This window comes from Enterobacter sp. CPE_E1241 (assembly GCF_045618265.1).
Lineage (GTDB): Bacteria > Pseudomonadota > Gammaproteobacteria > Enterobacterales > Enterobacteriaceae > Enterobacter > Enterobacter adelaidei.
On sequence record NZ_JBIWYV010000001.1, the window covers coordinates 2,988,454 to 3,007,147 of the forward strand.

At 50.0% G+C, this 18,694-nt stretch carries 28 protein-coding genes and 3 tRNA genes; 12 read left to right on the forward strand and 19 right to left on the reverse strand.

Annotation, left to right across the window (positions count from 1 at the left end):
* Positions 1-20: 20 nt before the first annotated feature.
* The 9 genes from ACJ9Y9_RS14665 to ACJ9Y9_RS14705 all read right to left on the reverse strand — a co-directional run bounded on the left by ACJ9Y9_RS14665 (position 21) and on the right by ACJ9Y9_RS14705 (position 4,175).
* Entirely contained in the window at positions 21-410 is a 390-nt protein-coding gene (locus ACJ9Y9_RS14665; RefSeq protein ID WP_023338483.1) for a RusA family crossover junction endodeoxyribonuclease, read from the reverse strand.
* Positions 407-727 (reverse strand): LexA family transcriptional regulator, encoded by a 321-nt coding sequence (locus ACJ9Y9_RS14670; RefSeq protein WP_028019556.1) that lies wholly within the window; start codon positions 725-727, stop codon positions 407-409. The genes ACJ9Y9_RS14665 and ACJ9Y9_RS14670 overlap by 4 nt, the downstream gene beginning before the upstream one ends.
* Positions 724-972 carry a hypothetical protein gene (locus tag ACJ9Y9_RS14675; protein ID WP_028019557.1) on the reverse strand — a complete coding sequence of 83 codons (249 nt, stop codon included), beginning with the start codon at positions 970-972 and terminating at the stop codon, positions 724-726. Before ACJ9Y9_RS14675 ends, ACJ9Y9_RS14670 begins: the two co-directional genes overlap by 4 nt.
* Positions 969-1,628 carry an MT-A70 family methyltransferase gene (locus ACJ9Y9_RS14680; protein WP_032667038.1) on the reverse strand — a complete coding sequence of 220 codons (660 nt, stop codon included), beginning with the start codon at positions 1,626-1,628 and terminating at the stop codon, positions 969-971. Before ACJ9Y9_RS14680 ends, ACJ9Y9_RS14675 begins: the two co-directional genes overlap by 4 nt.
* Positions 1,628-2,122 (reverse strand): hypothetical protein, encoded by a 495-nt coding sequence (locus tag ACJ9Y9_RS14685; RefSeq protein ID WP_028019559.1) that lies wholly within the window; start codon positions 2,120-2,122, stop codon positions 1,628-1,630. Before ACJ9Y9_RS14685 ends, ACJ9Y9_RS14680 begins: the two co-directional genes overlap by 1 nt.
* A complete protein-coding gene (locus tag ACJ9Y9_RS14690) occupies positions 2,119-3,045 on the reverse strand; it encodes a conserved phage C-terminal domain-containing protein (protein WP_028019560.1) in 927 nt (308 codons plus the stop codon). Before ACJ9Y9_RS14690 ends, ACJ9Y9_RS14685 begins: the two co-directional genes overlap by 4 nt.
* Complete coding sequence (locus ACJ9Y9_RS14695) at positions 3,002-3,214, reverse strand: DUF4222 domain-containing protein (protein ID WP_072032750.1); 213 nt, start codon at positions 3,212-3,214, stop codon at positions 3,002-3,004. Before ACJ9Y9_RS14695 ends, ACJ9Y9_RS14690 begins: the two co-directional genes overlap by 44 nt.
* 240 nt (positions 3,215-3,454) lie before the next feature.
* Positions 3,455-3,925, reverse strand: a complete 471-nt coding sequence (locus ACJ9Y9_RS14700; protein WP_028019562.1) for a YmfL family putative regulatory protein — start codon at positions 3,923-3,925, stop codon at positions 3,455-3,457.
* Positions 3,926-3,950: 25 nt separating this feature from the next.
* The gene (locus tag ACJ9Y9_RS14705) at positions 3,951-4,175 is read right to left on the reverse strand and encodes a helix-turn-helix transcriptional regulator (protein WP_028019563.1); all 225 of its coding nucleotides are present in this window, start codon (positions 4,173-4,175) and stop codon (positions 3,951-3,953) included.
* Positions 4,176-4,282: 107 nt separating this feature from the next.
* Between ACJ9Y9_RS14705 and ACJ9Y9_RS14710 the strand changes: the two genes are divergently transcribed.
* Positions 4,283-4,942, forward strand: coding sequence for a LexA family transcriptional regulator (locus ACJ9Y9_RS14710; RefSeq protein WP_028019564.1), 660 nt, complete (start codon positions 4,283-4,285; stop codon positions 4,940-4,942).
* A gap of 305 nt (positions 4,943-5,247) precedes the next feature.
* Here ACJ9Y9_RS14710 and ACJ9Y9_RS14715 read toward each other — a convergent pair whose 3' ends face one another.
* On the reverse strand, positions 5,248-5,565 hold the full coding sequence (locus ACJ9Y9_RS14715; protein WP_059363706.1) for a hypothetical protein: 318 nt from the start codon (positions 5,563-5,565) through the stop codon (positions 5,248-5,250).
* Positions 5,566-5,948: 383 nt separating this feature from the next.
* Between ACJ9Y9_RS14715 and ACJ9Y9_RS14720 the strand changes: the two genes are divergently transcribed.
* The 10 genes from ACJ9Y9_RS14720 (at position 5,949) to ACJ9Y9_RS14765 (ending at position 11,902) form a co-directional block, all read left to right on the forward strand.
* Complete coding sequence (locus ACJ9Y9_RS14720; protein WP_229255565.1) at positions 5,949-6,416, forward strand: hypothetical protein; 468 nt, start codon at positions 5,949-5,951, stop codon at positions 6,414-6,416.
* Complete coding sequence (locus ACJ9Y9_RS14725) at positions 6,409-7,443, forward strand: chromosome partitioning protein ParB (RefSeq protein WP_028019566.1); 1,035 nt, start codon at positions 6,409-6,411, stop codon at positions 7,441-7,443. Before ACJ9Y9_RS14720 ends, ACJ9Y9_RS14725 begins: the two co-directional genes overlap by 8 nt.
* A complete protein-coding gene (locus ACJ9Y9_RS14730) occupies positions 7,430-7,990 on the forward strand; it encodes a hypothetical protein (protein WP_050482962.1) in 561 nt (186 codons plus the stop codon). Before ACJ9Y9_RS14725 ends, ACJ9Y9_RS14730 begins: the two co-directional genes overlap by 14 nt.
* Entirely contained in the window at positions 7,987-8,583 is a 597-nt protein-coding gene (locus ACJ9Y9_RS14735; RefSeq protein ID WP_028019567.1) for a hypothetical protein, read from the forward strand. The genes ACJ9Y9_RS14730 and ACJ9Y9_RS14735 overlap by 4 nt, the downstream gene beginning before the upstream one ends.
* The gene (locus tag ACJ9Y9_RS14740; protein WP_028019568.1) at positions 8,580-9,395 is read left to right on the forward strand and encodes an ead/Ea22-like family protein; all 816 of its coding nucleotides are present in this window, start codon (positions 8,580-8,582) and stop codon (positions 9,393-9,395) included. Before ACJ9Y9_RS14735 ends, ACJ9Y9_RS14740 begins: the two co-directional genes overlap by 4 nt.
* A 3-nt stretch (positions 9,396-9,398) precedes the next feature.
* Positions 9,399-10,067 (forward strand): hypothetical protein, encoded by a 669-nt coding sequence (locus ACJ9Y9_RS14745; protein ID WP_050482963.1) that lies wholly within the window; start codon positions 9,399-9,401, stop codon positions 10,065-10,067.
* Positions 10,064-10,291 carry a hypothetical protein gene (locus ACJ9Y9_RS14750; protein ID WP_407226180.1) on the forward strand — a complete coding sequence of 76 codons (228 nt, stop codon included), beginning with the start codon at positions 10,064-10,066 and terminating at the stop codon, positions 10,289-10,291. Before ACJ9Y9_RS14745 ends, ACJ9Y9_RS14750 begins: the two co-directional genes overlap by 4 nt.
* A 70-nt stretch (positions 10,292-10,361) precedes the next feature.
* Positions 10,362-10,631, forward strand: a complete 270-nt coding sequence (locus ACJ9Y9_RS14755) for a hypothetical protein (RefSeq protein ID WP_028019570.1) — start codon at positions 10,362-10,364, stop codon at positions 10,629-10,631.
* Between the two features lie 33 nt (positions 10,632-10,664).
* A complete protein-coding gene (locus tag ACJ9Y9_RS14760; protein ID WP_016063584.1) occupies positions 10,665-10,892 on the forward strand; it encodes a DUF4224 domain-containing protein in 228 nt (75 codons plus the stop codon).
* On the forward strand, positions 10,892-11,902 hold the full coding sequence (locus ACJ9Y9_RS14765; protein WP_028019571.1) for a tyrosine-type recombinase/integrase: 1,011 nt from the start codon (positions 10,892-10,894) through the stop codon (positions 11,900-11,902). The genes ACJ9Y9_RS14760 and ACJ9Y9_RS14765 overlap by 1 nt, the downstream gene beginning before the upstream one ends.
* A 126-nt stretch (positions 11,903-12,028) precedes the next feature.
* Here the strand turns inward: ACJ9Y9_RS14765 and ACJ9Y9_RS14770 are convergent.
* The 6 genes from ACJ9Y9_RS14770 to uvrY form a co-directional block, all read right to left on the reverse strand.
* Positions 12,029-12,115, reverse strand: a tRNA-Leu gene (locus ACJ9Y9_RS14770).
* An 11-nt stretch (positions 12,116-12,126) separates the two neighbouring features.
* Positions 12,127-12,200: transfer RNA gene (locus ACJ9Y9_RS14775), tRNA-Cys, on the reverse strand.
* A gap of 46 nt (positions 12,201-12,246) precedes the next feature.
* Positions 12,247-12,322: transfer RNA gene (locus tag ACJ9Y9_RS14780), tRNA-Gly, on the reverse strand.
* 152 nt (positions 12,323-12,474) lie between these two features.
* The gene (gene pgsA, locus ACJ9Y9_RS14785) at positions 12,475-13,023 is read right to left on the reverse strand and encodes a CDP-diacylglycerol--glycerol-3-phosphate 3-phosphatidyltransferase (protein ID WP_028019572.1); all 549 of its coding nucleotides are present in this window, start codon (positions 13,021-13,023) and stop codon (positions 12,475-12,477) included.
* A 56-nt stretch (positions 13,024-13,079) separates the two neighbouring features.
* On the reverse strand, positions 13,080-14,912 hold the full coding sequence (gene uvrC, locus ACJ9Y9_RS14790; protein WP_028019573.1) for an excinuclease ABC subunit UvrC: 1,833 nt from the start codon (positions 14,910-14,912) through the stop codon (positions 13,080-13,082).
* Positions 14,909-15,565 carry a UvrY/SirA/GacA family response regulator transcription factor gene (uvrY, locus tag ACJ9Y9_RS14795; RefSeq protein WP_407226181.1) on the reverse strand — a complete coding sequence of 219 codons (657 nt, stop codon included), beginning with the start codon at positions 15,563-15,565 and terminating at the stop codon, positions 14,909-14,911. Before uvrY ends, uvrC begins: the two co-directional genes overlap by 4 nt.
* 466 nt (positions 15,566-16,031) lie before the next feature.
* On the opposite strand from uvrY, the gene ACJ9Y9_RS14800 reads away from it, so the two are divergent.
* Positions 16,032-16,256 carry a DUF2594 family protein gene (locus ACJ9Y9_RS14800; protein ID WP_014832453.1) on the forward strand — a complete coding sequence of 75 codons (225 nt, stop codon included), beginning with the start codon at positions 16,032-16,034 and terminating at the stop codon, positions 16,254-16,256.
* A 66-nt stretch (positions 16,257-16,322) separates the two neighbouring features.
* Here ACJ9Y9_RS14800 and sdiA read toward each other — a convergent pair whose 3' ends face one another.
* From sdiA to tcyL, 3 genes are all read right to left on the reverse strand, one after another.
* The gene (sdiA, locus tag ACJ9Y9_RS14805) at positions 16,323-17,045 is read right to left on the reverse strand and encodes a transcriptional regulator SdiA (RefSeq protein WP_028019575.1); all 723 of its coding nucleotides are present in this window, start codon (positions 17,043-17,045) and stop codon (positions 16,323-16,325) included.
* A gap of 221 nt (positions 17,046-17,266) precedes the next feature.
* A complete protein-coding gene (tcyN, locus tag ACJ9Y9_RS14810) occupies positions 17,267-18,019 on the reverse strand; it encodes an L-cystine ABC transporter ATP-binding protein TcyN (RefSeq protein ID WP_023312288.1) in 753 nt (250 codons plus the stop codon).
* Positions 18,016-18,684, reverse strand: coding sequence for a cystine ABC transporter permease (tcyL, locus tag ACJ9Y9_RS14815; RefSeq protein ID WP_028019576.1), 669 nt, complete (start codon positions 18,682-18,684; stop codon positions 18,016-18,018). The genes tcyN and tcyL overlap by 4 nt, the downstream gene beginning before the upstream one ends.
* Positions 18,685-18,694 lie beyond the last annotated feature (10 nt).

Below are 18,694 nucleotides of genomic sequence, written 5' to 3' on the forward strand. Positions count from 1 at the left end.
TTCATGCTCTTCTCCACTTATCAGGCGGCTGCACCCGCCAGAGGTTCATGTTTCTTGATCGATATCTCTACTCGTCCACCAGGTACTTTCGGCCCCCACTCCACCAGCATTCTCTGCACCTGGCTGTCATCCTCCCAGATACCTGCGTGAGTGAGAGCGTCAAACAGGGCCTTGTTGTAGTTGTCGATATCGCGGCGGCGTTCGTCCGGTGGGTACAGCATAATCTCGACTGCAGCCGGTGCAGTTGAAGGTTTTGGAAGGAACCGCAACTGCTCAACTATGGCCACACATGCCGCGCTTTGATATGCCCTGCCTTTGGCGCTGATAAGATGACGACCTTTTAACGGCCCCTTATTCGGGGCTCGCCAGTAGGTGTTTACGCTCGGCGGGAACGGGAGCACCAGTTTCATAAAGTCACTCCCTGTTTTTTCAGCCATTGAACAGCGTTATCTCTGGCCTTTTCTCCACCGGATAACAGGTCTTTAATGATCGCTACCGGATCAACGTCCAATTCTGTTTTGACGACGGTCATGCCCCTGGCAACGCCAGGAGCAACGGAGAGGTAACCTTTTTTCTTTAGCGCCTTAACGTGCTCAGCAGCAGCGTTCTGTGATGAGCAACCAATCAATTCAGCAAGCTCTATCAACGTTGGCGGGAAGCCGACCTTTTCAATGTGAACCTTGATAGCTTCATACACTTCACTTTGACGCGGCGTTAACTCGTTCATGAGCCCTCCCCAATACGACCCTTGTAGCGGCCAAAGCGACCGTTAAGCCGCCCGATGATGCTGTAGAACATCATTAGGCTGACCCCCATAGGCTTAACCTTCTCGTGATATTCCTTCAGGATCGGCGTTGCTATTGAGTTCCACCCTGCTGATGGATTCTCAACGATGGCTTTCTTAAGCGCGGTGCTGCATTGACGAGCAACATCACGAACCGCGTTATCCTGCTCGGTTGATAGTTTTATCATGCTGCATGCTCCCGGTTATTTGTCACCGGAACAGCAACGCCTGGAATCAATTCAACTGCTGCTTGCTCGGCCTGATTTCCCCAATGGTCACAGCCTGGCGCACCGCAACGGCTGAACATTTCGATGCGAGGTACGTCACCGTAAAGCTTCTCTAGGCGGAAACGGGCCTCTGCTGGTTTCTGGCTGTGCTCTCCGAGTGGGCTATAGATAACCTGCTTGATGCTGGCGCACTGGCGTTCCAGTCCATTCCCCCTGGTGGCGATCAGCATGTCCTCGGTATTGGCTCGGGTGTAGTTGCCGCCGTTCATGCGCGTCTGCGCGTTCAAAAGGTTGAGAAAGTCGTAAAAGTCCTCCACTCCACCAGCCTGAAGCGCTTTGTTGATGTGCTGCTCTGCCAGCGGGTTGAACTTAACCCATGTGAAGCCCTTCATTGTGCGGACCTTAAAGCCCCATGCTTCAGCCAGTTCAATAGCCTCGCGGGTGTGCGTTCCGGTGAACCACATGGCCAGAACAGCATCATCGGCAGCAAGGTCCCACACTGGAAGACGCTTCATGTCGATCAGCTTCATCGTGTCGTAGTGGTCTTCTGCTGCACCGTTGCTGGCTTTGTTGTCATAGAGCCAGGCTGGGTCAGCGTAAATCAGAGAGTATTTCATCAGACGTTCCTCGCTCGGCCAGCCAGACACCAGCCATCCCCGGTGGTTTTAACCATCGGCGCCATACTCAGGCAGCGCTTACGCTCTTTGAGAATTTTGGCTCGCATGGTTTCGTTCTTTGAGCGATTGAATGCCTCCATCAGAACGGTAGCAGCACGCAGATAAAGTCCCTTGTCAGATAACTCTTTAGCCTTTGCCATCATCGCAATGACTGCCGGGTTTGGTGCGGCTTCCTGCTTTGGCTCAGGAATTACTTCTGATTTCTCAACCGGCATTCGTGGAGTGATAGGCCCAATAGGACCTTCCGGCGCTTTAGCGTAGTAACGAAAGTTGTGACGTTCGCCTTTGCGCTCAGCACGATTAAGCATGACAAGGCGACATACAGCACGCTGAACACTGTGCAAGGCATACTCCGGGAGTGCTGCAGCGATCTCTTTGTTCGTCAGTCCAGGGTTGTTGGCCACGAACAGCTGAATTGTTTTGAGAAAGCTCATGAGTTTATCCCCCTGAAACCCGCTGGTGTCTTGCTGTAATCAGTGGTTTTGAAACTGGTTTTAAACACGTCATCTTCGCGAACCCATTTCCCGTTAACTCGTGCTGGTCTCCCGGCATTTGCCCAACTGTTCGCGGACTTCAGGTAGCCAGGGAACTTGGTAGGCTGGAAAAGCGTCTGTGGGCGTAGGTATGCGGACATCGTGAGATCTTCGCTCCACTTGGCGTTGCAGTAGTCAACAACGAGTGAGAGCTCTTCGACGGTGAATCCTTCCCCAATTCTGGCTCTGATGTTTTGCAGGGAGTTTTTTGATACCTGGTATTTGGAGTTAGTCACCAGGTTCAGGTGAACCAAAACCTGTTTAGCCTGATCGGTGATCAACACATCACCGTCTGGTTGCGGCGCAACCGGACAAATAGGTTTTTTAATATCTGTAGTATTCTCTGTTGTATTCTCTGTAAGAACATCAGTGCAATTTGACCTGATGAGAGCGGTTCGTTTTGACCCGTTGGAGCGTTTCACTTTGACCTCTTCCATCGGTTCATTTTGACCTGATGGAAGAGTGCATTTTGAACTCTTCGATTTGGTCACTTTGACCTCATCTAAAAGCTCGCTTTCGTAGTTGATCGTGTAGTAGTTCGTCATGTCGCGCTGAGATTTGTTCAGCTGCTCAATTTTGAGTACGCCGAGCTGCTTCAGGCGGGTGAATGTGCGCTTCAGCGTAGACTCAGACCAGAACGGAAACTGCTCCAGCCACTGCTCGTTGGTGTTGTAAATCCAGCGCACGCCGTCACGCTCCAGTCCGGAGGTGGTTTCTTTAAGCCAGTAGTTAACCTGCTGCAACGCAATAGCCTCGTTCAGGCCAATGCTGTACGCAAGGTCAGGGTTTATCACTATCGGCCGGGATGGCATCAACAGGCTCATGGTCGTCCTTTAACTCTGTAAATTTACGCCGGAATTGCTCAAGAGGGCTGAAGCACTCATGATCGTACCCTTCGCGAAGGTATATAACGCGTCGAGTCTGTGGCTCCCACCTGATGACATGGACCGGGACGCCGTAGTGGTCTTTGAATCGCCGGTTAACTTCAGCCATTCCTCACGCCCCTTCTCGTTCATCTGAGCAAAAGCCTCTACCATCGCGTTCTCAGGCTGGTAGTTGTTCGCACCAGCCTGGTCGTTTAATCTCTCCACATAGCCGAAGGGAGAGTCTTTTCCCACCAGTGGAAGGCATCTGAATTGCTTCGCTGGTCTCAATCGGTTTAAACTGTTCATGCGTTAGTTTCTCCACTGAATACGACACGCCACGACGCCCGGAGCTGCACACTCGCGGGCGTCACTTCTTTTGGCTTTTCTTACGGCTAAACAGCGCGACAATCGCGCGGATTTCTTCTTCACGCGCTGCCAGGTGACGGCGGTGATGCTCGTGAATCTCATCGGCTTCATGCGGTTCAATAACTCCGTCTTCCAGGGCTTTCTGGATAATCTGATCTACCTGACCACGTGCTGCTGCAGTTCTCATTGCGTGGGTAAACAGATCTACACGGTCAAGGTCTTCAAGCTGCGGTACGTCCACCAGCAGAGCGCCGCGACGTTGCGCGAAGTAATCAGCCAGGAGAGACGTGTTTGAAATGTCTTCCATCGCCTCCAGCTCGTTCACTTCGAAAAAGCGGCAGCCGTTCTTCTCGTACAGGTTGTTGTTAAACTGCGTCACTGACATGCCGAGAGCACCGGCCATAGCCTCACGGCCTCCGGGGTACGCTTTACACATCGCTTTCACTACTTCTTTCAGGCTTTGCTCTACCATGTTGTTTTTCCTTTGGTAGTTATGTTTATGCAGCCGTTTCACTAGACTGCAGAGGTGGGAAAACATCATCGATACTGACTTCTGCACCGAAATCATTGAGGGCAGAAACGATTGCACGGCACTGATCGATGTTCATTTTCCTTTTGCTGTTTTCGTAGTGACAAACAGCCCCTTTTGTTACACCAAGTGCACTTGCTAAGTGCCTTTGTGTGATACCCAGCTTTGTTCTTATTGCTCGAAGATTATTCATTACGTTCTCCCGTTAACGATATGAATATACATTTTGTATCTTAAATTCACAAGTGAGATATACATTTTGTGACTCGATTAAAAGTATACAGGTTGTATTATTTTGGTATGACGATGAAATGGTACGACCTAGCTAAATCCCTGATGAAATCACAGGGAATTACTCAAGAGCAGATGGCAGAACATCTTGGCATAACCAAAGGTGCAGTAAGCCATTGGTTGAATGCTCGGCGTGAGCCTAGCCTGCAGGAGATCGCACGAATCCTAGAGTTTTTAGGGAAAAAAAATTTTTCTGTTGGTGCGGGTGGTTTAATAGTTGATGAAACCATCAAAGGGGATGTTGAGTACGTTGGCAGGTATAAGCCAGGTAAAAAGTATCCAGTATTGAGTAGCGTCAAAGCTGGGGCCTGGGGGGAAGCTGTAGAAGCTTACACCCTGAAAGATATCGATCTGTGGCTTGAGTCTGATGCCCATATCCAGGGAGAGGCATTCTGGCTGGAAGTTGAAGGTGATTCTATGACAGCACCAGTTGGCCTGAGTATTCCTGAGGGTACCTTTGTCTTGTTCGATACAGGAAGAGATCCTATAAACGGTAGCTTGGTGATTGCAAAACTATCAGATACAAATGAAGCTACTTTCAAAAAATTGATCATTGATGGGGGCCAAAAATATTTAAAAGGACTAAATCCGCAATGGCCACTTGTTCCAATCAATGGAAACTGTCGAATCATTGGTGTTGCCGTTGAAACTAAGCTACGACTTATCTAGAAATCATACTATGCCCAGCTACCCGCTGGGTTATATGAATCATACTTCGCTCCCCGTCTAAATAGTCCTATACGCAACTTTCTACAACAATTCTTTCGTTAAAAAACAAATACATAATGTTAACTACGATTTTTGTATACAAATCGTATTGACCTAAATGAATACGTTTTGTATATTCAAATCATCAACAGTAACCATTGTGGGTAGGCAGTATGAGCACTAGTGCAAACAGAAAGATGGTAAATCTCCCTAAAGGGATGATGTTTACACCTGTTTATAGCAAGTGCCCTAAATGCGGTTGTGACCTACAAAAGTGGCATGATTCCCTTGTAGATCAGATAAGCACCAAGCAAGCAAAGAATGGTGCCTGTGATACTGAATTTGCGCTTGAAGCCAGTACCAAGAAATCTTTGGCCCATGGCCTCTTCGAGGATTGTGTAGCGTGGATGATTTTTCCATTCACCACAGCAAAAAAATACGCCGCCAAGAGAAATAAGAAGCGCTGAATTTGTAGGTAATTTTGGTAGCAGTCCACCAGCGGTAGAGAGGAATACGATCGTGCAAATGACGATCAGCACCTTGTACCAAACATCCAACTGAAGGTTGGATAAAGGATTGTTCATGTTTTTCATTTTCTTGGTTGTGTGAGAACTCCAAGAATACCACCGAGCCTGATGTGGTGAAAAGACAGGCAAAAGTTTCATTGCTGTGTGTAGTCTTGGCGGTCGGCAGTTGTGAATGTCCTTAATGTCGACCGCCCCTTTTCACAACTGAAAGCGCGTTCAGCCGGTTCCTTGAGAGGCCTCAGTCGTTAGATCAACTCAGGAGAACGCGCTCCCAATTGTGGAGAAGCTAACTGGCGGTTGCAGCCGCCCGTTTCACTAAGTGCCCTGGTTGGGTGCTTACTAAAACGAAACCCCTTTATGTTTTTTCGCCAATCGGCGAGGGATTCGTGCAACCAAAATTAAGCGCTGTGCAGAGCGCTTATAACACGGAGAAACTATCCATGACGAACACACAGAACGTCACAGAGTTACAACCACGTATGACCAGGGAGACGCTTGTTGCTCTTGCCCGTAAAGCGGCTGTATACCTCCCTACTGCCTCATGTCAGCTGATGAATGAGCTCGCAAACCGTCTTGACCAAACCAGCGTTGCGCTTTGCGAGTCGATGGAGCAGCGTAAGGAGTTGGCAAAAGAAAACTGCGCGCTGAAATTTGGTGTTCAGAGTATCCACGACACCTTCACTTCAAGTGACGATGAAGATGTTTTCGAAGCTATCAAGCTCGTTCACACCCTCCCAACTACGGCAACTGATGTTGTTGCTCGGGAACTTGCAGCAGACAGTATTGATGAAGCTGTCCAGATTGTTATTTCACTGATTAACCATCAGGCACCTGGTGTTGTTGCTGTTCTCAACATCCTTAATCTGCATTCTTCCAACCTGCGCGCGGGGAATGTTAAGCATGGCTAACTCATTCAAACAGATGACCCGTGACGGGAGCATTAAGCGCACCGATACAGGAATGTTTATCGCCCTTTCCGATATCCATGTTCGTGAAGGTTTCAACAAGCGTGAAGACGATGAGCGCACCCGCCTGGCTGATGATGACCTGTTCAACTACCTGATGAACGGCGGTTCCGTTCCTCCACTGGAAGTTATCGCTCGTGATGAAGGTGGTGTGTGGGTTGTTGAAGGTCACCGCCGTCGTCGCTGCTATGCGCGCTGTGCTGAAGCTGGCAAGCCAGTAGACCGCATCCACATCATGCCGTTCAACGGTAACGATGTTCAGCGTCTGGCGCGCATCATGACCAGTAACAACCAGCTGCCACTTTCCGATATGGAACAGGCTGCGGTTATTCAGGAGCTTCATAACGCTTTTAACCAGACCACCAGCGAGATAGCGAAACTGGTCAATAAGTCTGTGGCCACCGTTGAGAAGCTGCTGCTCCTCAGTACGGCGAACCATGACGTTCAGCAGGAGGTTAAATCCGGTGCTGTGTCAGTCGATGTCGCGGTTGATCGCGTTATGGAATATGGAGAACAGGCAGGAAAAGTTCTTCAGCACGATAAGGCAGTAGCAGCTGCCCAGGGGAAAACGAGAGTTACCCGCAGTTCTATCGCTCCGGAACTCAGCGTAAAGAACGCGCGCCGCTTCGTTGAGCTGATGGCCCTGGCCGCTATCAGTGATGAAGGTGTTTTCACTTTAGAAGGCGCTGCCCTTGCTGAAGCGCTGGCAATTATGGATGAGCACAAAGCGATTGCAGAAGCGCGTGAAACATACCGACTTTCTCAGCCAGTTCCTACCACAGAAATTATAGGGAAGGTTCTCTACGTAAGGATGGACGGTAAGGATATTGGAAAAGCCGTTATCTATCGCGGGAAGAACGTCACACTGGATTTAGGCGATAAGCAAATTGTGGCGAGCCAGTCTAAAGCTGTGGCCCACTTCGTTAAGCAATACAAACTGCAGCAGGAAAATAATCATGACAACCAATAAACCAATGACCGGCGAACAACTGGATGAACTGATGACTGTTGCAGTCAATATGCAGCGCGATGCTGAGATCGATTGTAACCGCCCTTCCGCTATGTTCGCTTATGCAGTTCAGGTTGCAGTTCTGGAACTTCGTAAGGTTCGTGATGATGCTTCGGCGCTGGCTGCGGAGAATGCGGGGCTGAAGGATTTTGTCAAAACCTGCTTCCGTGCTGCTGCTGATGGTGCATCGCTGGATGGTGCTGATATTCAGGAATTGGGTGAGCGCCTTGGGCTGTTTGGACGTGAAACATATCAACCGGTGTTACATGGCTACATTTGCGGGCATGAGGCTGGAGAGGACACTGTCTACGTCATGAAGAAAACCCCGGAGACAGATGTTTTCCTGGCTGAAGTGCGGGCGCAGGGTGTGGAAATGTTTGCCGCACATAAGCGAGAACGACAGCAGGCTCTGCGCAGCCGAAGCATGAGGATGTCTGAAGAGGCTGCTGGCATGGCCGCAGATGCTGAGAACTTCGCCGACGAGCTTCGCAAAGGAGTGCGCTCATGAAAGAGCGCGGAATGATTTTCAACTCTGAGATGGTTCGCGCCATTCTCGACGGCAGGAAGACGCAGACGCGGCGAATCATCAAGCCACAACCTGTAATGTACGAGCCCGGTCAAAGCATCCACGTTTCAGACATGATCAACGATGCTCTTCGCTGCCCCTTCGGTTCCGTCGGCGATCGCATCTGGGTGCGCGAAACGTGGGCAGAAGCTGGTGCTGGCGCGCCGGACCTGAAACTTTATCGCGCGAATTACCCTGAGCACGTTCCAGCTCATTACGAGAATGTGCCGCCGGTTGATGAAATACGCTGGACGCCTTCCATTCACATGCCGCGCTGGGCCAGTCGCATCACGCTGGAAATTGTCGGCGTGCGAGTTGAGCGATTGCAGGATATTAGCCAGGCAGATGCCGTAGCGGAAGGCGCCCCACAAAGCCACCCATCAATCGATGCAGTTTCTCAGCAGCACGGGTTCCCTGATTTTTCCCGTTCATGGTACGGCCAGACCTGGCAATCCATCTACGGCGCTGAAAGCTGGCAGTTCAACCCATGGGTCTGGGTAATCGAATTTAAGCGCATAGAGGAGGCCGACCAATGAGCAACATCGACAAACAGGCGCTGCGTGAAGCAGCTGAGAAGGCGACACCAGGCCCATGGAGAATGGCATTAACGAAATTTAATGGAATTACTCACGGTAAATTCTCCTTCACCAAAGAAGACATTATCGCTTCATCGCCAGAAAAGCGTAATGCGATATTCATCGCCGCAGCTAACCCAAAAGCCGTGCTGGCGCTGCTGGATGAGCTGGAAGCCAAAGACAAGCGCCTGAATGACATTCTCACGCCGAACATGCTGCTGCCAGTTGTTGACGATATGGATGCAGATAATCTGCGTCACGTCATTAAGACAGTCAGCGAAAACTATTCGTTGCTGCACGCGAAATGGGAAGCCGCAGATAAGCGGATTGCTGAGCTGGAGGCGAGGACTGCTCCCAACGCATTCAGCGTCATAGGTGAAAACATTCGAACGCAGGATAACAGGGTCACATCTGATCCAATGTTTTGCGTGTACCAGAAGAGGGAAATTGTTACTCATGAAGACTATGACCATTCCCGCATCGTGTGGATTGATGAGGATGGAAATGAGGCCACTCAGCGCCAAAGAATGCGTCTGGAATTGCTTCACGAAAACTTCCGCGAGACGCCCGAAAAGTGGCGCAGGGTTGCAGTGAAAGAGATTGATGAATTTGTTACTTGCTGCTTCACCGAGAAGGGCTGCAAAGACTATCTGGCATGTAACGGACATAACCTTCGACTGCCATTCATCTACGCCAAAAGCGGCTTCAGGAACGCAGAGTATATCGGAATTCGTAACTGGCTATCAGGCATCCGCATCCAAGGAGAGGACTAATCCATGAGCACTATTACCAGAGAATTCACCAAAGAGCAGCTGGTCGAGCATTTGCGCACGCGGATTGAACATCGGAAGGGTCTTATAGCCAGCATGCATATTGATCGTGGCTATCGTGACTATCTGAAACTTGAACTGCGTTCATCGGAAATCGCGCTGGCATCGCTCGAAGCGGAACCGGTTGGTTATTTCTACTCAGATAAACCAGGCGATTGGTATCAACTTTCAGATGGCGACAGAGTGCAAAGTCACCGTCGTATACCGCTATACGCTAATCCGCAGTCATCGCCAGTAGTGAAACTACCGAATGAATTCATCAGCAGTGAGGGTATCGTTGTTCAGATAGAAAAGTTGATGGCTGTGTTAGCTGTGCATGGAATTCAGTATGAGCGCAAAGGTAACGCCTGCCGCGCCGCCATGCTTCAGTCGTTCGGTAATTCCGAACAACTCAACTCTCCGGTGATTCCGGATGACGTTCAGCGCATGGACTGGCTTGTCTCAAAAACTGTGAACGTCCGCGAGCCGCTAGTTTACGGAAGCCATAATATTTTATGGTCTCAAGCCATCACGGATGAACAGGATGATCATCACGCCACAAAATTGCGCGAGCAAATCGATGCTGCAATGGCGGCCGAGAATGCAGCAGCACCTCAGCAGGAGGTGAAGCCGTGAGTAAATCCGAATTGCTTAAGAAGATATCGGCGCTCGCTACTGAATGCCACACACTGGCCTGTGAGCTAGATATTGGCGACGAAAGAACAGAGATGTTCGAAATCTACGGAGTGCTGCACAACCTCGGTCGACGCGGCTACGCCAGCCAAGTAGGCCGCCGAATGAATCCTCTACTCGCATCCTGCGATGAAGATGATGACGAGGATGACGAGGATGACGATTGATGTCTAACCCATTCGACGCCGTGATGTTCGTGCTCCTCACCTGGGGCGTAATCGACCAGGCGGGGTGGACATGGTGAGCAAACTCAAACAGCGGCGCTTGCGCCGCCTCAAGGCCGATATCGCCTGGTGGATCGCCGAAGCGCAGGACTGGAAGCAAATCGCCATCGAGCACGCCGCTGAAATAGACAGGCTCAGGAAGTTGGTCATCCGTGTGCCGATGCCGGTTCTCATGCCTAAGGAGATGGTCCACCAGCTGTATAACACTGAAACAAAGAGATGTCGTACCTGCAATGATGGACTCCGTGGTGGATGTTCATCTTGCATTTTCTATAAGAGATAGCCGGGTGCAGCCGGTTAAGTGGAGAGCTATACGATGAGCGGACAAAGCCAACGTTTTCTTACCCCTGATGACCTTTATCAGCTTACTGGTTATCGCCGCCCTTCCCTTCAGTGCCGAGCACTGAAAGAAAGCGGTGTGTTTTTCGTACCGCGAAAAGACGGCAGACCTGGTACTACATGGGATCATGTTACTAATCCTGCTGGACTGAAGCTGGTAGTGAATAATCCAGAGGAAGAAGAACCAAACTTTAAGGACATGTAATGCCCAGAATCCGCAAAAACCCAGATGATAACTGGATGCCGCCCCGCGTTCGTCGGGGCAAGTCAGCTTATGAATTCAGAACGCCAGACGGCAGAACTGTGAGACTTTGCAATCACGATCTTACTAAATCTCAGGTCTGGGCTGCCTATGAAAACTTCATCAACGATATCAAGGTTGGTTCCAACTTCCATGCTCTGTGCGAAGAGTTTTTTAACTCAGGTGACTTCCATGAGCTGGCAACAGAAACCAGAAAGGATTACCGGAAATATGGTTCAAAGGTAAATGTCGTTTTCGGCAAAATGAAACCAGAAAACATCAAGCCGGAGCACATCAGAAAGTATATGGATAAGAGGGGTGTTAAGAGCAGGGTTCAGGCGAACCGCGAGAAAGCGTTTATGTCGAGGGTGTTCAGGTGGGCATATGAGCGTGGCAAAGTGAAGATGAATCCATGCCAGGGTGTGAAGCAGTTTAAAGAGCAGGCCCGCACCAGGTACGTGACGGATAAGGAATATGATGCACTATTTAGTGTTTCGTCGGTCCCGGTGAAAATTGCTATGGAGTTGGCCTATTTATGCTGCGCACGCCAGGGAGACATTCTGAATCTTAAAAAGAGTCAGATACTGGATGAAGGGATTCTAATTCAGCAAAGCAAGACGGCAGTGAGTCAGATTAAAGCGTGGACAGTTCGCCTATCAAATGCGATCACCCTGGCCGATTCACTTCCTTTAAATAGTGGCATGGTGAGCTTGTACGTAATCCACCAGCAGTCAGGTTCTCGTTATACACGAGATGCCTTTAATGCTCAGTGGATGAAAGCGAAAAAGTTAGCCGCTGATAAATTCCCTGAACTCGAATTTAACTTCACGTTCCACGATCTGAAAGCTAAAGGGATATCTGATCTGGAAGGAACTCTGCATGAGAAACAGGAAATATCAGGCCACAAAAATGCTTCGCAGACAGCACGATATAACCGAAAGATATCTGTAGTACCGGTGGTCGGGGGGCAGTAATGCCCTCTTTCTCTGGCGAAGTTGAATGGCGAAACAATGGCGAATGGCGAAAAACAGGCAATAAAAAACCACCCGTAGGTGGTTTATACGACACTGCTTATCATTGATTTTATTCTTTATTTCCCATGGTAGCCGGAGTGGGACTTGAACCCACACAGCGCGAACGCCGAGGGATTTTAAATCCCTTGTGTCTACCGATTCCACCATCCGGCCAGGGAAGAAAGTGGAGGCGCGTTCCGGAGTCGAACCGGACTAGACGGATTTGCAATCCGCTACATAACCGCTTTGCTAACGCGCCGTTAAATCTTTCAAACTGACACCCGCTATTGCGCATGTCTTTAATCTGGAGCGGGAAACGAGACTCGAACTCGCGACCCCGACCTTGGCAAGGTCGTGCTCTACCAACTGAGCTATTCCCGCATGTCATCAAGTTGACTTATAACCACTTGATTTCATTATCGTCCGGCTTGCTGTGCCGCCGTTCGATGCGTTGCATTCTACTGATATGACGTTATGAGTCAACGTTATTTTTTGCATCCCAGGATCGTTTGCTGAAAATTACGGCGAAACGATCACTGATCAAGCAAATCCCCGCGGGCAGCGTTTAAATATTGCAGCATTGACCACAGCGTCAGCACTGCCGCAACCCACAGCAGGCCAATCCCCGCCCACTCAACCCAGGCGTTCGGACGCCAGAGCATCCAGACCAGCGCAGCCATTTGCGCAGTCGTTTTCACTTTACCAATCCAGGAGACCGCCACGCTGCTGCGTTTACCCAGTTCAGCCATCCACTCACGCAGTGCAGAGATAATAATTTCACGGCCGATCATCGTCGCCGCAGGCAGCGTCACCCACCAGGTATGATAATGCTCGGCCACCAGCACCATCGCGATAGCGACCATCACTTTATCAGCAACGGGATCGAGAAAGGCACCAAAACGGGTACTTTGATTCCAGCGACGTGCCAGGTAGCCGTCAAACCAGTCGGTGACTGCTGCAATCAGGAAGATCAATGCACAGGCGAAAGGTGCCCAGACAACCGGCAGGTAAAACGCCAGTACAAAGAACGGAATAAGCACGACACGAAAGAGAGTGAGCAACGTAGGGATATTAAATTGCATAATGACGGTAACTGTTTGTTGTCAGTAAAATTTAGCTCTATGTTGCTACAGAGCCCTCAATGTTTCAACGAGTAGTAGATCTTTTCTGCCAGCCCTTGCGAAATACCCGGCACTTTTGCAATTTCCTCCATGCTGGCGTTGAGTAATCCTTGCAATCCACCCATATATTTCAGCAGCATCTGACGACGTTTTGGCCCCACGCCTTCAATCGTTTCCAGGGTACTGGTATTTTTTACCTTTGCCCGTTTTTTACGATGACCGCTGATAGCATGATCGTGTGATTCATCGCGAATATGCTGAATGACATGCAACGCCGGGGAGTCCGGCGGCAGGCTGAACCCCTCACCTTCCGGCTCGAAGAAAAGCGTTTCCAGACCAGCCTTGCGATCGGCCCCTTTTGCGACACCCAGCAGCAGCGGATGGTTTTTATCCCAACTGACATCAAGCGATTCAAATACCGCTTTCGCCTGGCCGAGCTGCCCTTTCCCACCGTCAATCAGGATCACATCCGGGATTTTGCTCTCTTCAATCGCTTTACCATAGCGACGGCGCAGCACCTGATTCATGGCCGCATAATCATCACCTGGCGTTATTCCGGTTATGTTATAGCGGCGATACTCGGCGCGCAGTGGGCCATTGGCATCAAACACCACACAGGACGCTACCGTCTGTTCACCCATCGTATGGCTGATGTCGAAACACTCCATACGTTTCACTTCCGGCAGCTTCAGCAGCGTCGCCAGGGCGGTTAAGCGCTGGCTCACCGTAGATTGCTGAGATAGCTTCGTCGTGAGCGCCGTCGCCGCGTTGGTTCGTGCCAGCTTCAGATAACGCGCGCGATCGCCACGCGGTTTGGTTTGTACGTTAACCCGACGACCGGCGAGTTCAGAAAGCGAATCTGCCAGCAGCGTTTTATCACCGAGGTTAAAATCAAGCAGGATCTCCGATGGCAGCGTGCGCATCTGGCTCCCCTGCAGATAGAACTGGCCGACAAAGGTTTCCACCACTTCACCCAGCTCGGTGCCGCCAGGCACTTTTGGGAAATAGCTGCGGCTGCCGAGCACTTTGCCCTGACGAATAAAGAGAACGTGCACACAGGCCATCCCGGCGTCAAAGGCCACGCCGATGACGTCGAGATCGTCACCAGTATTTGAGACAAACTGCTTCTCAGTGACTCTGCGCACCGCTTGGATCTGGTCGCGGATACGCGCTGCCTCTTCAAACTCGAGTGCGGCGCTGGCTTTTTCCATCCGTTCGATCAGCTGCGTTAATACCTGATCGTCCTTTCCAGCCAAAAACAGGCGCACATAATCAACCTGCTGAGCATACTCTTCTTCACTCACCAGCCCGGCAACGCAGGGCCCCAGACAACGCCCAATCTGGTACTGCAGGCACGGACGCGATCGGTTACGGTAGACGCTATTTTCACACTGGCGGATCGGGAAAATTTTCTGCAGCAGCGCCAGCGTCTCGCGAACGGCATAGCCGTTAGGAAACGGTCCAAAATATTCACCTTTCGCATGCTTTGCACCGCGGTGCATAGCAAGACGCGGATGGGTATCACCACTCAGAAAGATAAATGGATAGGATTTATCATCACGCAACAGGACGTTATAGCGCGGCTGGTAGAGCTTTATATAGTTGTGCTCAAGCAGCAGCGCTTCGGTTTCGGTATGCGTGACGGTGACATCAATGTTCTGAATGAGTGAGACCAATGCTTCGGTCTTACGGGAGGCAAGGTTGCTGCGGAAATAGCTGGAGAGGCGTTTTTTAAGATCTTTTGCCTTCCCCACATAGATAACCGTGCCGCCAGCGTCATACATGCGATAGACGCCAGGCTGGCTGGTTACGGTTTTCAGAAACGCTTTTGAATCGAACACATCGCTCACTGACTTAACAACGTCTCCGCATTACACAAACCATGTCGGATGGCCAGATGAGTCAGTTCGACATCACCATGAATGTTCAGTTTACTGAACATCCGATAACGATAGCTGTTCACCGTTTTCGGGCTGAGATTCAGTTGCTCCGAGATCTCATTCACCTTCTGACCTTTGGTGATCATCAGCATAATCTGCAATTCACGCTCAGACAAACTGGCGAACGGTGATTCGTTTTTCTCAGGCTCGATCTGACTTAGCGCCATCTGCTGAGCAATGTCGGAGGCGATGTAACGCTGTCCGGCAAACACAGAGCGGATAGCATTAACAACTTCTTGTGGTGCAGCACCTTTACTCAGGTAACCCGCAGCACCCGCCTGCATCACTTTCGCGGGCAGAGGATTTTCGGTATGCACGGTCAGCATGATGACTTTCGTATCGACGAAAGTCCGCGCAATTTTGCGTGTTGCTTCGAGTCCACCGATACCGGGCATGTTCATATCCATTAGCACCACATCGGCCGAGTTTGTGCGGTACCATTTTACGGCATCTTCCCCACAGCACGCCTCACCGGCAACTTTAATACCTTTAATATCTTCAAGAATGCGTCGTATCCCTGCGCGCACCAGTTCGTGGTCATCAACAAGAAGGACGTTGATCAAAGGAAATGTCTCCAGAATAGGGATAACGCTACTGAGTGATAATTTGGTTTATATTAACGGTTTTCCTCACAAGATTAAAACGTTAAAAAACTGGCTATTCGATTTTGCTCTCGTTTCTGGAAATTAGCCTGTACAGGCTCTGGAAAGCGGGTCCGTGCATTCAGGGCTTTTGCGGCTATTTTTAAGCATCTGTATTCAAATAGTTACAAAAAAATTGCAGAGATTCCCCACCAGAAAACAGCATTCAAATTTTTGTAACAATAATTAACGGCAAGCGAACCGGACATAAACAATTAATAGCCACTGGCTGTCGCTCAGTTTACGGGCACGCTCTGTTTACGCAATTAAACATCTGCGTAAAAGTACGAAAAACAACCGCTGCATTTTTTGCTGCAGCTTGTGGTATACTCCGCCGCCTTGACTTTCGTCGTCGCGCTTTAGCGCCGTTTAATAATGAGGAAAATAAATGAGCACACCTGAATTTGCCACTGCGGAGAATAACCAGGAACTGGCACAGGAAGTAAACTGTCTGAAGGCGTTGCTAACACTGATGCTACAGGCGATGGGCCAGGCTGATGCCGGTCGTGTGATCATTAAAATGGAAAAACAAATCGCGCAGATGGAAGACCAGGCGGAATCAGCGGTATTTGCCAACACCGTTAAGCAAATCAAACAAGCCTACCGCCAGTAATAAAAAACGGCTGGATGCATTGCATTCAGCCGTTAGCTCGTCTGGCACGCAGAACGTAGAGTTTAATCAGATCAGTCCCGTTGCCGCCGCATAGCACGCAATCTGCGTCTTGTTTGGCGCGTTGAATTTCTTCTGCATATTCTTCTGATGGAAGTTAACGGTATTCTCCGAAATTGAAAGAATGATCGCTATTTCCGCTGACGTCTTCCCTTCCGCGGTCCATTTCAGAATTTCGCGCTCACGCTTGCTGAATTTCATTTCAGGCTGCATGACCATCTCATCTTCAAAACGGGTCAGCGTGGTTAAGGCCATTTGTACCAGCATCTGCAAGCGTAATTCTATTTCTTCGCTGGCTAAGGGTATTTCCAGCACACTAGTACGGGAAACCGACAGAAAACCGAGTGCGTGATTCGGCAGCATCAGACACTGCGTTATTCCTTTACGTAAACCGTGGTCTTGCGCGCTGTTCCATAATTCCTGAGCATCCGCAAATAATTCATCGGTCCAGGGTAAATGACCATGAATGAAATTCTCGGGTTTTAACACTGGATCAACCGTGAAATAGTTCGCAGATTGATATTGCGCCATCCACTGCTTTGGGTAAGTGGTATGCACTGCAATCTTAGGACGCGTAAATGGCACGGGATGACGCACACAGAGTGCGTAATAATCAAATTCAAGCGCCTGAGTTTGTCTCTGTAGTTCCTGATATACCTCGTCGGCACAGGTCAATTCCTGAAACCGGAGGGAGCAATCCCGTCGCCAGGTGAAAAAGTCTGAATCCTTCATACTTACTAAATGAAGCCCCTGAAAAGATAATCATTATTATGGTGAATATAAATTAACACATAAAACTTATTTCTAACTACAAAATATCGGCAATAGCACAATTAACTTTACTATTGATAAGGTTTATCCGAGCTGGATGGAATAAAAAAACATGGGATAAGGCGATAAAGGAGAATAATTTGCCCCAGGCTAAATTCCTGGAGCAAATTAGTGCAAAAATGCTACTGCATGAGGAATTTTTCCAGGAACTGGCGAGTTCGCGGCTGCTGAGGGTTAGCAAACAGGCTTTTCGCCGGCCCCTGCTCCACAATTCGCCCTTGATCCATGAAGATGGCTCTGTCGGCAACATCGCGGGCAAAGCTCATTTCATGGGTCACGATAACCATCGTACGTTTTTCCTGAGCCAGCTGACGAATAGTGTTCAACACTTCCCCCACCAGCTCAGGGTCGAGTGCAGAGGTAGGCTCATCAAACAGGATCACGTCAGGACGCATGGCCAGCGCACGCGCGATTGCCACGCGCTGCTGTTGCCCCCCTGACAAACGGCGCGGGTAGCTGGTTTCTTTACCCGCCAGCCCGACTTTGGCAAGCAGTTCACGCGCTCGAACTGTTGCTTCCTCTTTTGATTCCCCTTTCACAATTACCGGCCCTTCAATAATGTTTTCCAGCACCGTGCGGTGCGGGAAAAGATTGAAGTTCTGGAAAACGAAGCCAACATGCTGGCGCAAACGGCGAATTAACCCTTTCTGCTGACTGATGGATTTGCCGGTATCAATGGTTATATCACCGACACGGATGGTTCCACCTTCCGGCTGTTCCAGCAGGTTAATGCTGCGCAGCAGCGTCGTCTTTCCCGAACCACTCGGTCCGATAATTGCCACCACTTCCCCTTGCTCAACTTCCAGATCAATCCCGTGGAGCACCGTTTGACCGTGGAATTTTTTCACCAGGTTTTTGACGTCGATAGCACTCATTTTGGATCACGCTCCTGGCGGTTAAGCTGGTTTTCGAAATAGTTTTGCAGGGCAGACAGCACCGTCGCCATCACCCAGTAAATCAGCGAGGCCGCCAGATACATCGTGAAGACTTCCAGCGTACGCGAGGTAATGAGCTGCGCCTGGCGGAACAGCTCCGGCACCTGAATCGTCGCCGCCAGAGAAGTATCTTTCACCAGACTGATGAAGCTGTTGCTAAGTGGCGGAAGCGCGACTCTCGCGGCCTGCGGCAGAATGGCCCGGCGCAGCGTCTGCCATGGCGTCATCCCGATACTGGCGGCGGCTTCCCATTGTCCTTTGTCAATAGAGGAGATGGCCGCACGCAGCGTTTCTGAGGTATATGCCGCGGTATTAAGCGACAGGCCAATCATTGCCGCCGGAATCGGATCCAGCTCGATACCAAACTGCGGTAAACCGTAGTAAATCATAAAGAGCTGAGCGATAAGTGGCGTACCGCGAAACACAGAGATATAAAAACGCGCCAGCCAACGCACCGGTAAAACCGGTGACATGCGCATTAAGGCCAGCACAAAGCCCAGCACCAGCCCAAAGAACATCCCGCCAATACTGAGTTGTAACGTAAATACCGCACCTTTCAGCAAATACGGCAGAGAATCAATAACCAGTTGAATACTTTCTTGCATTATTATTTTT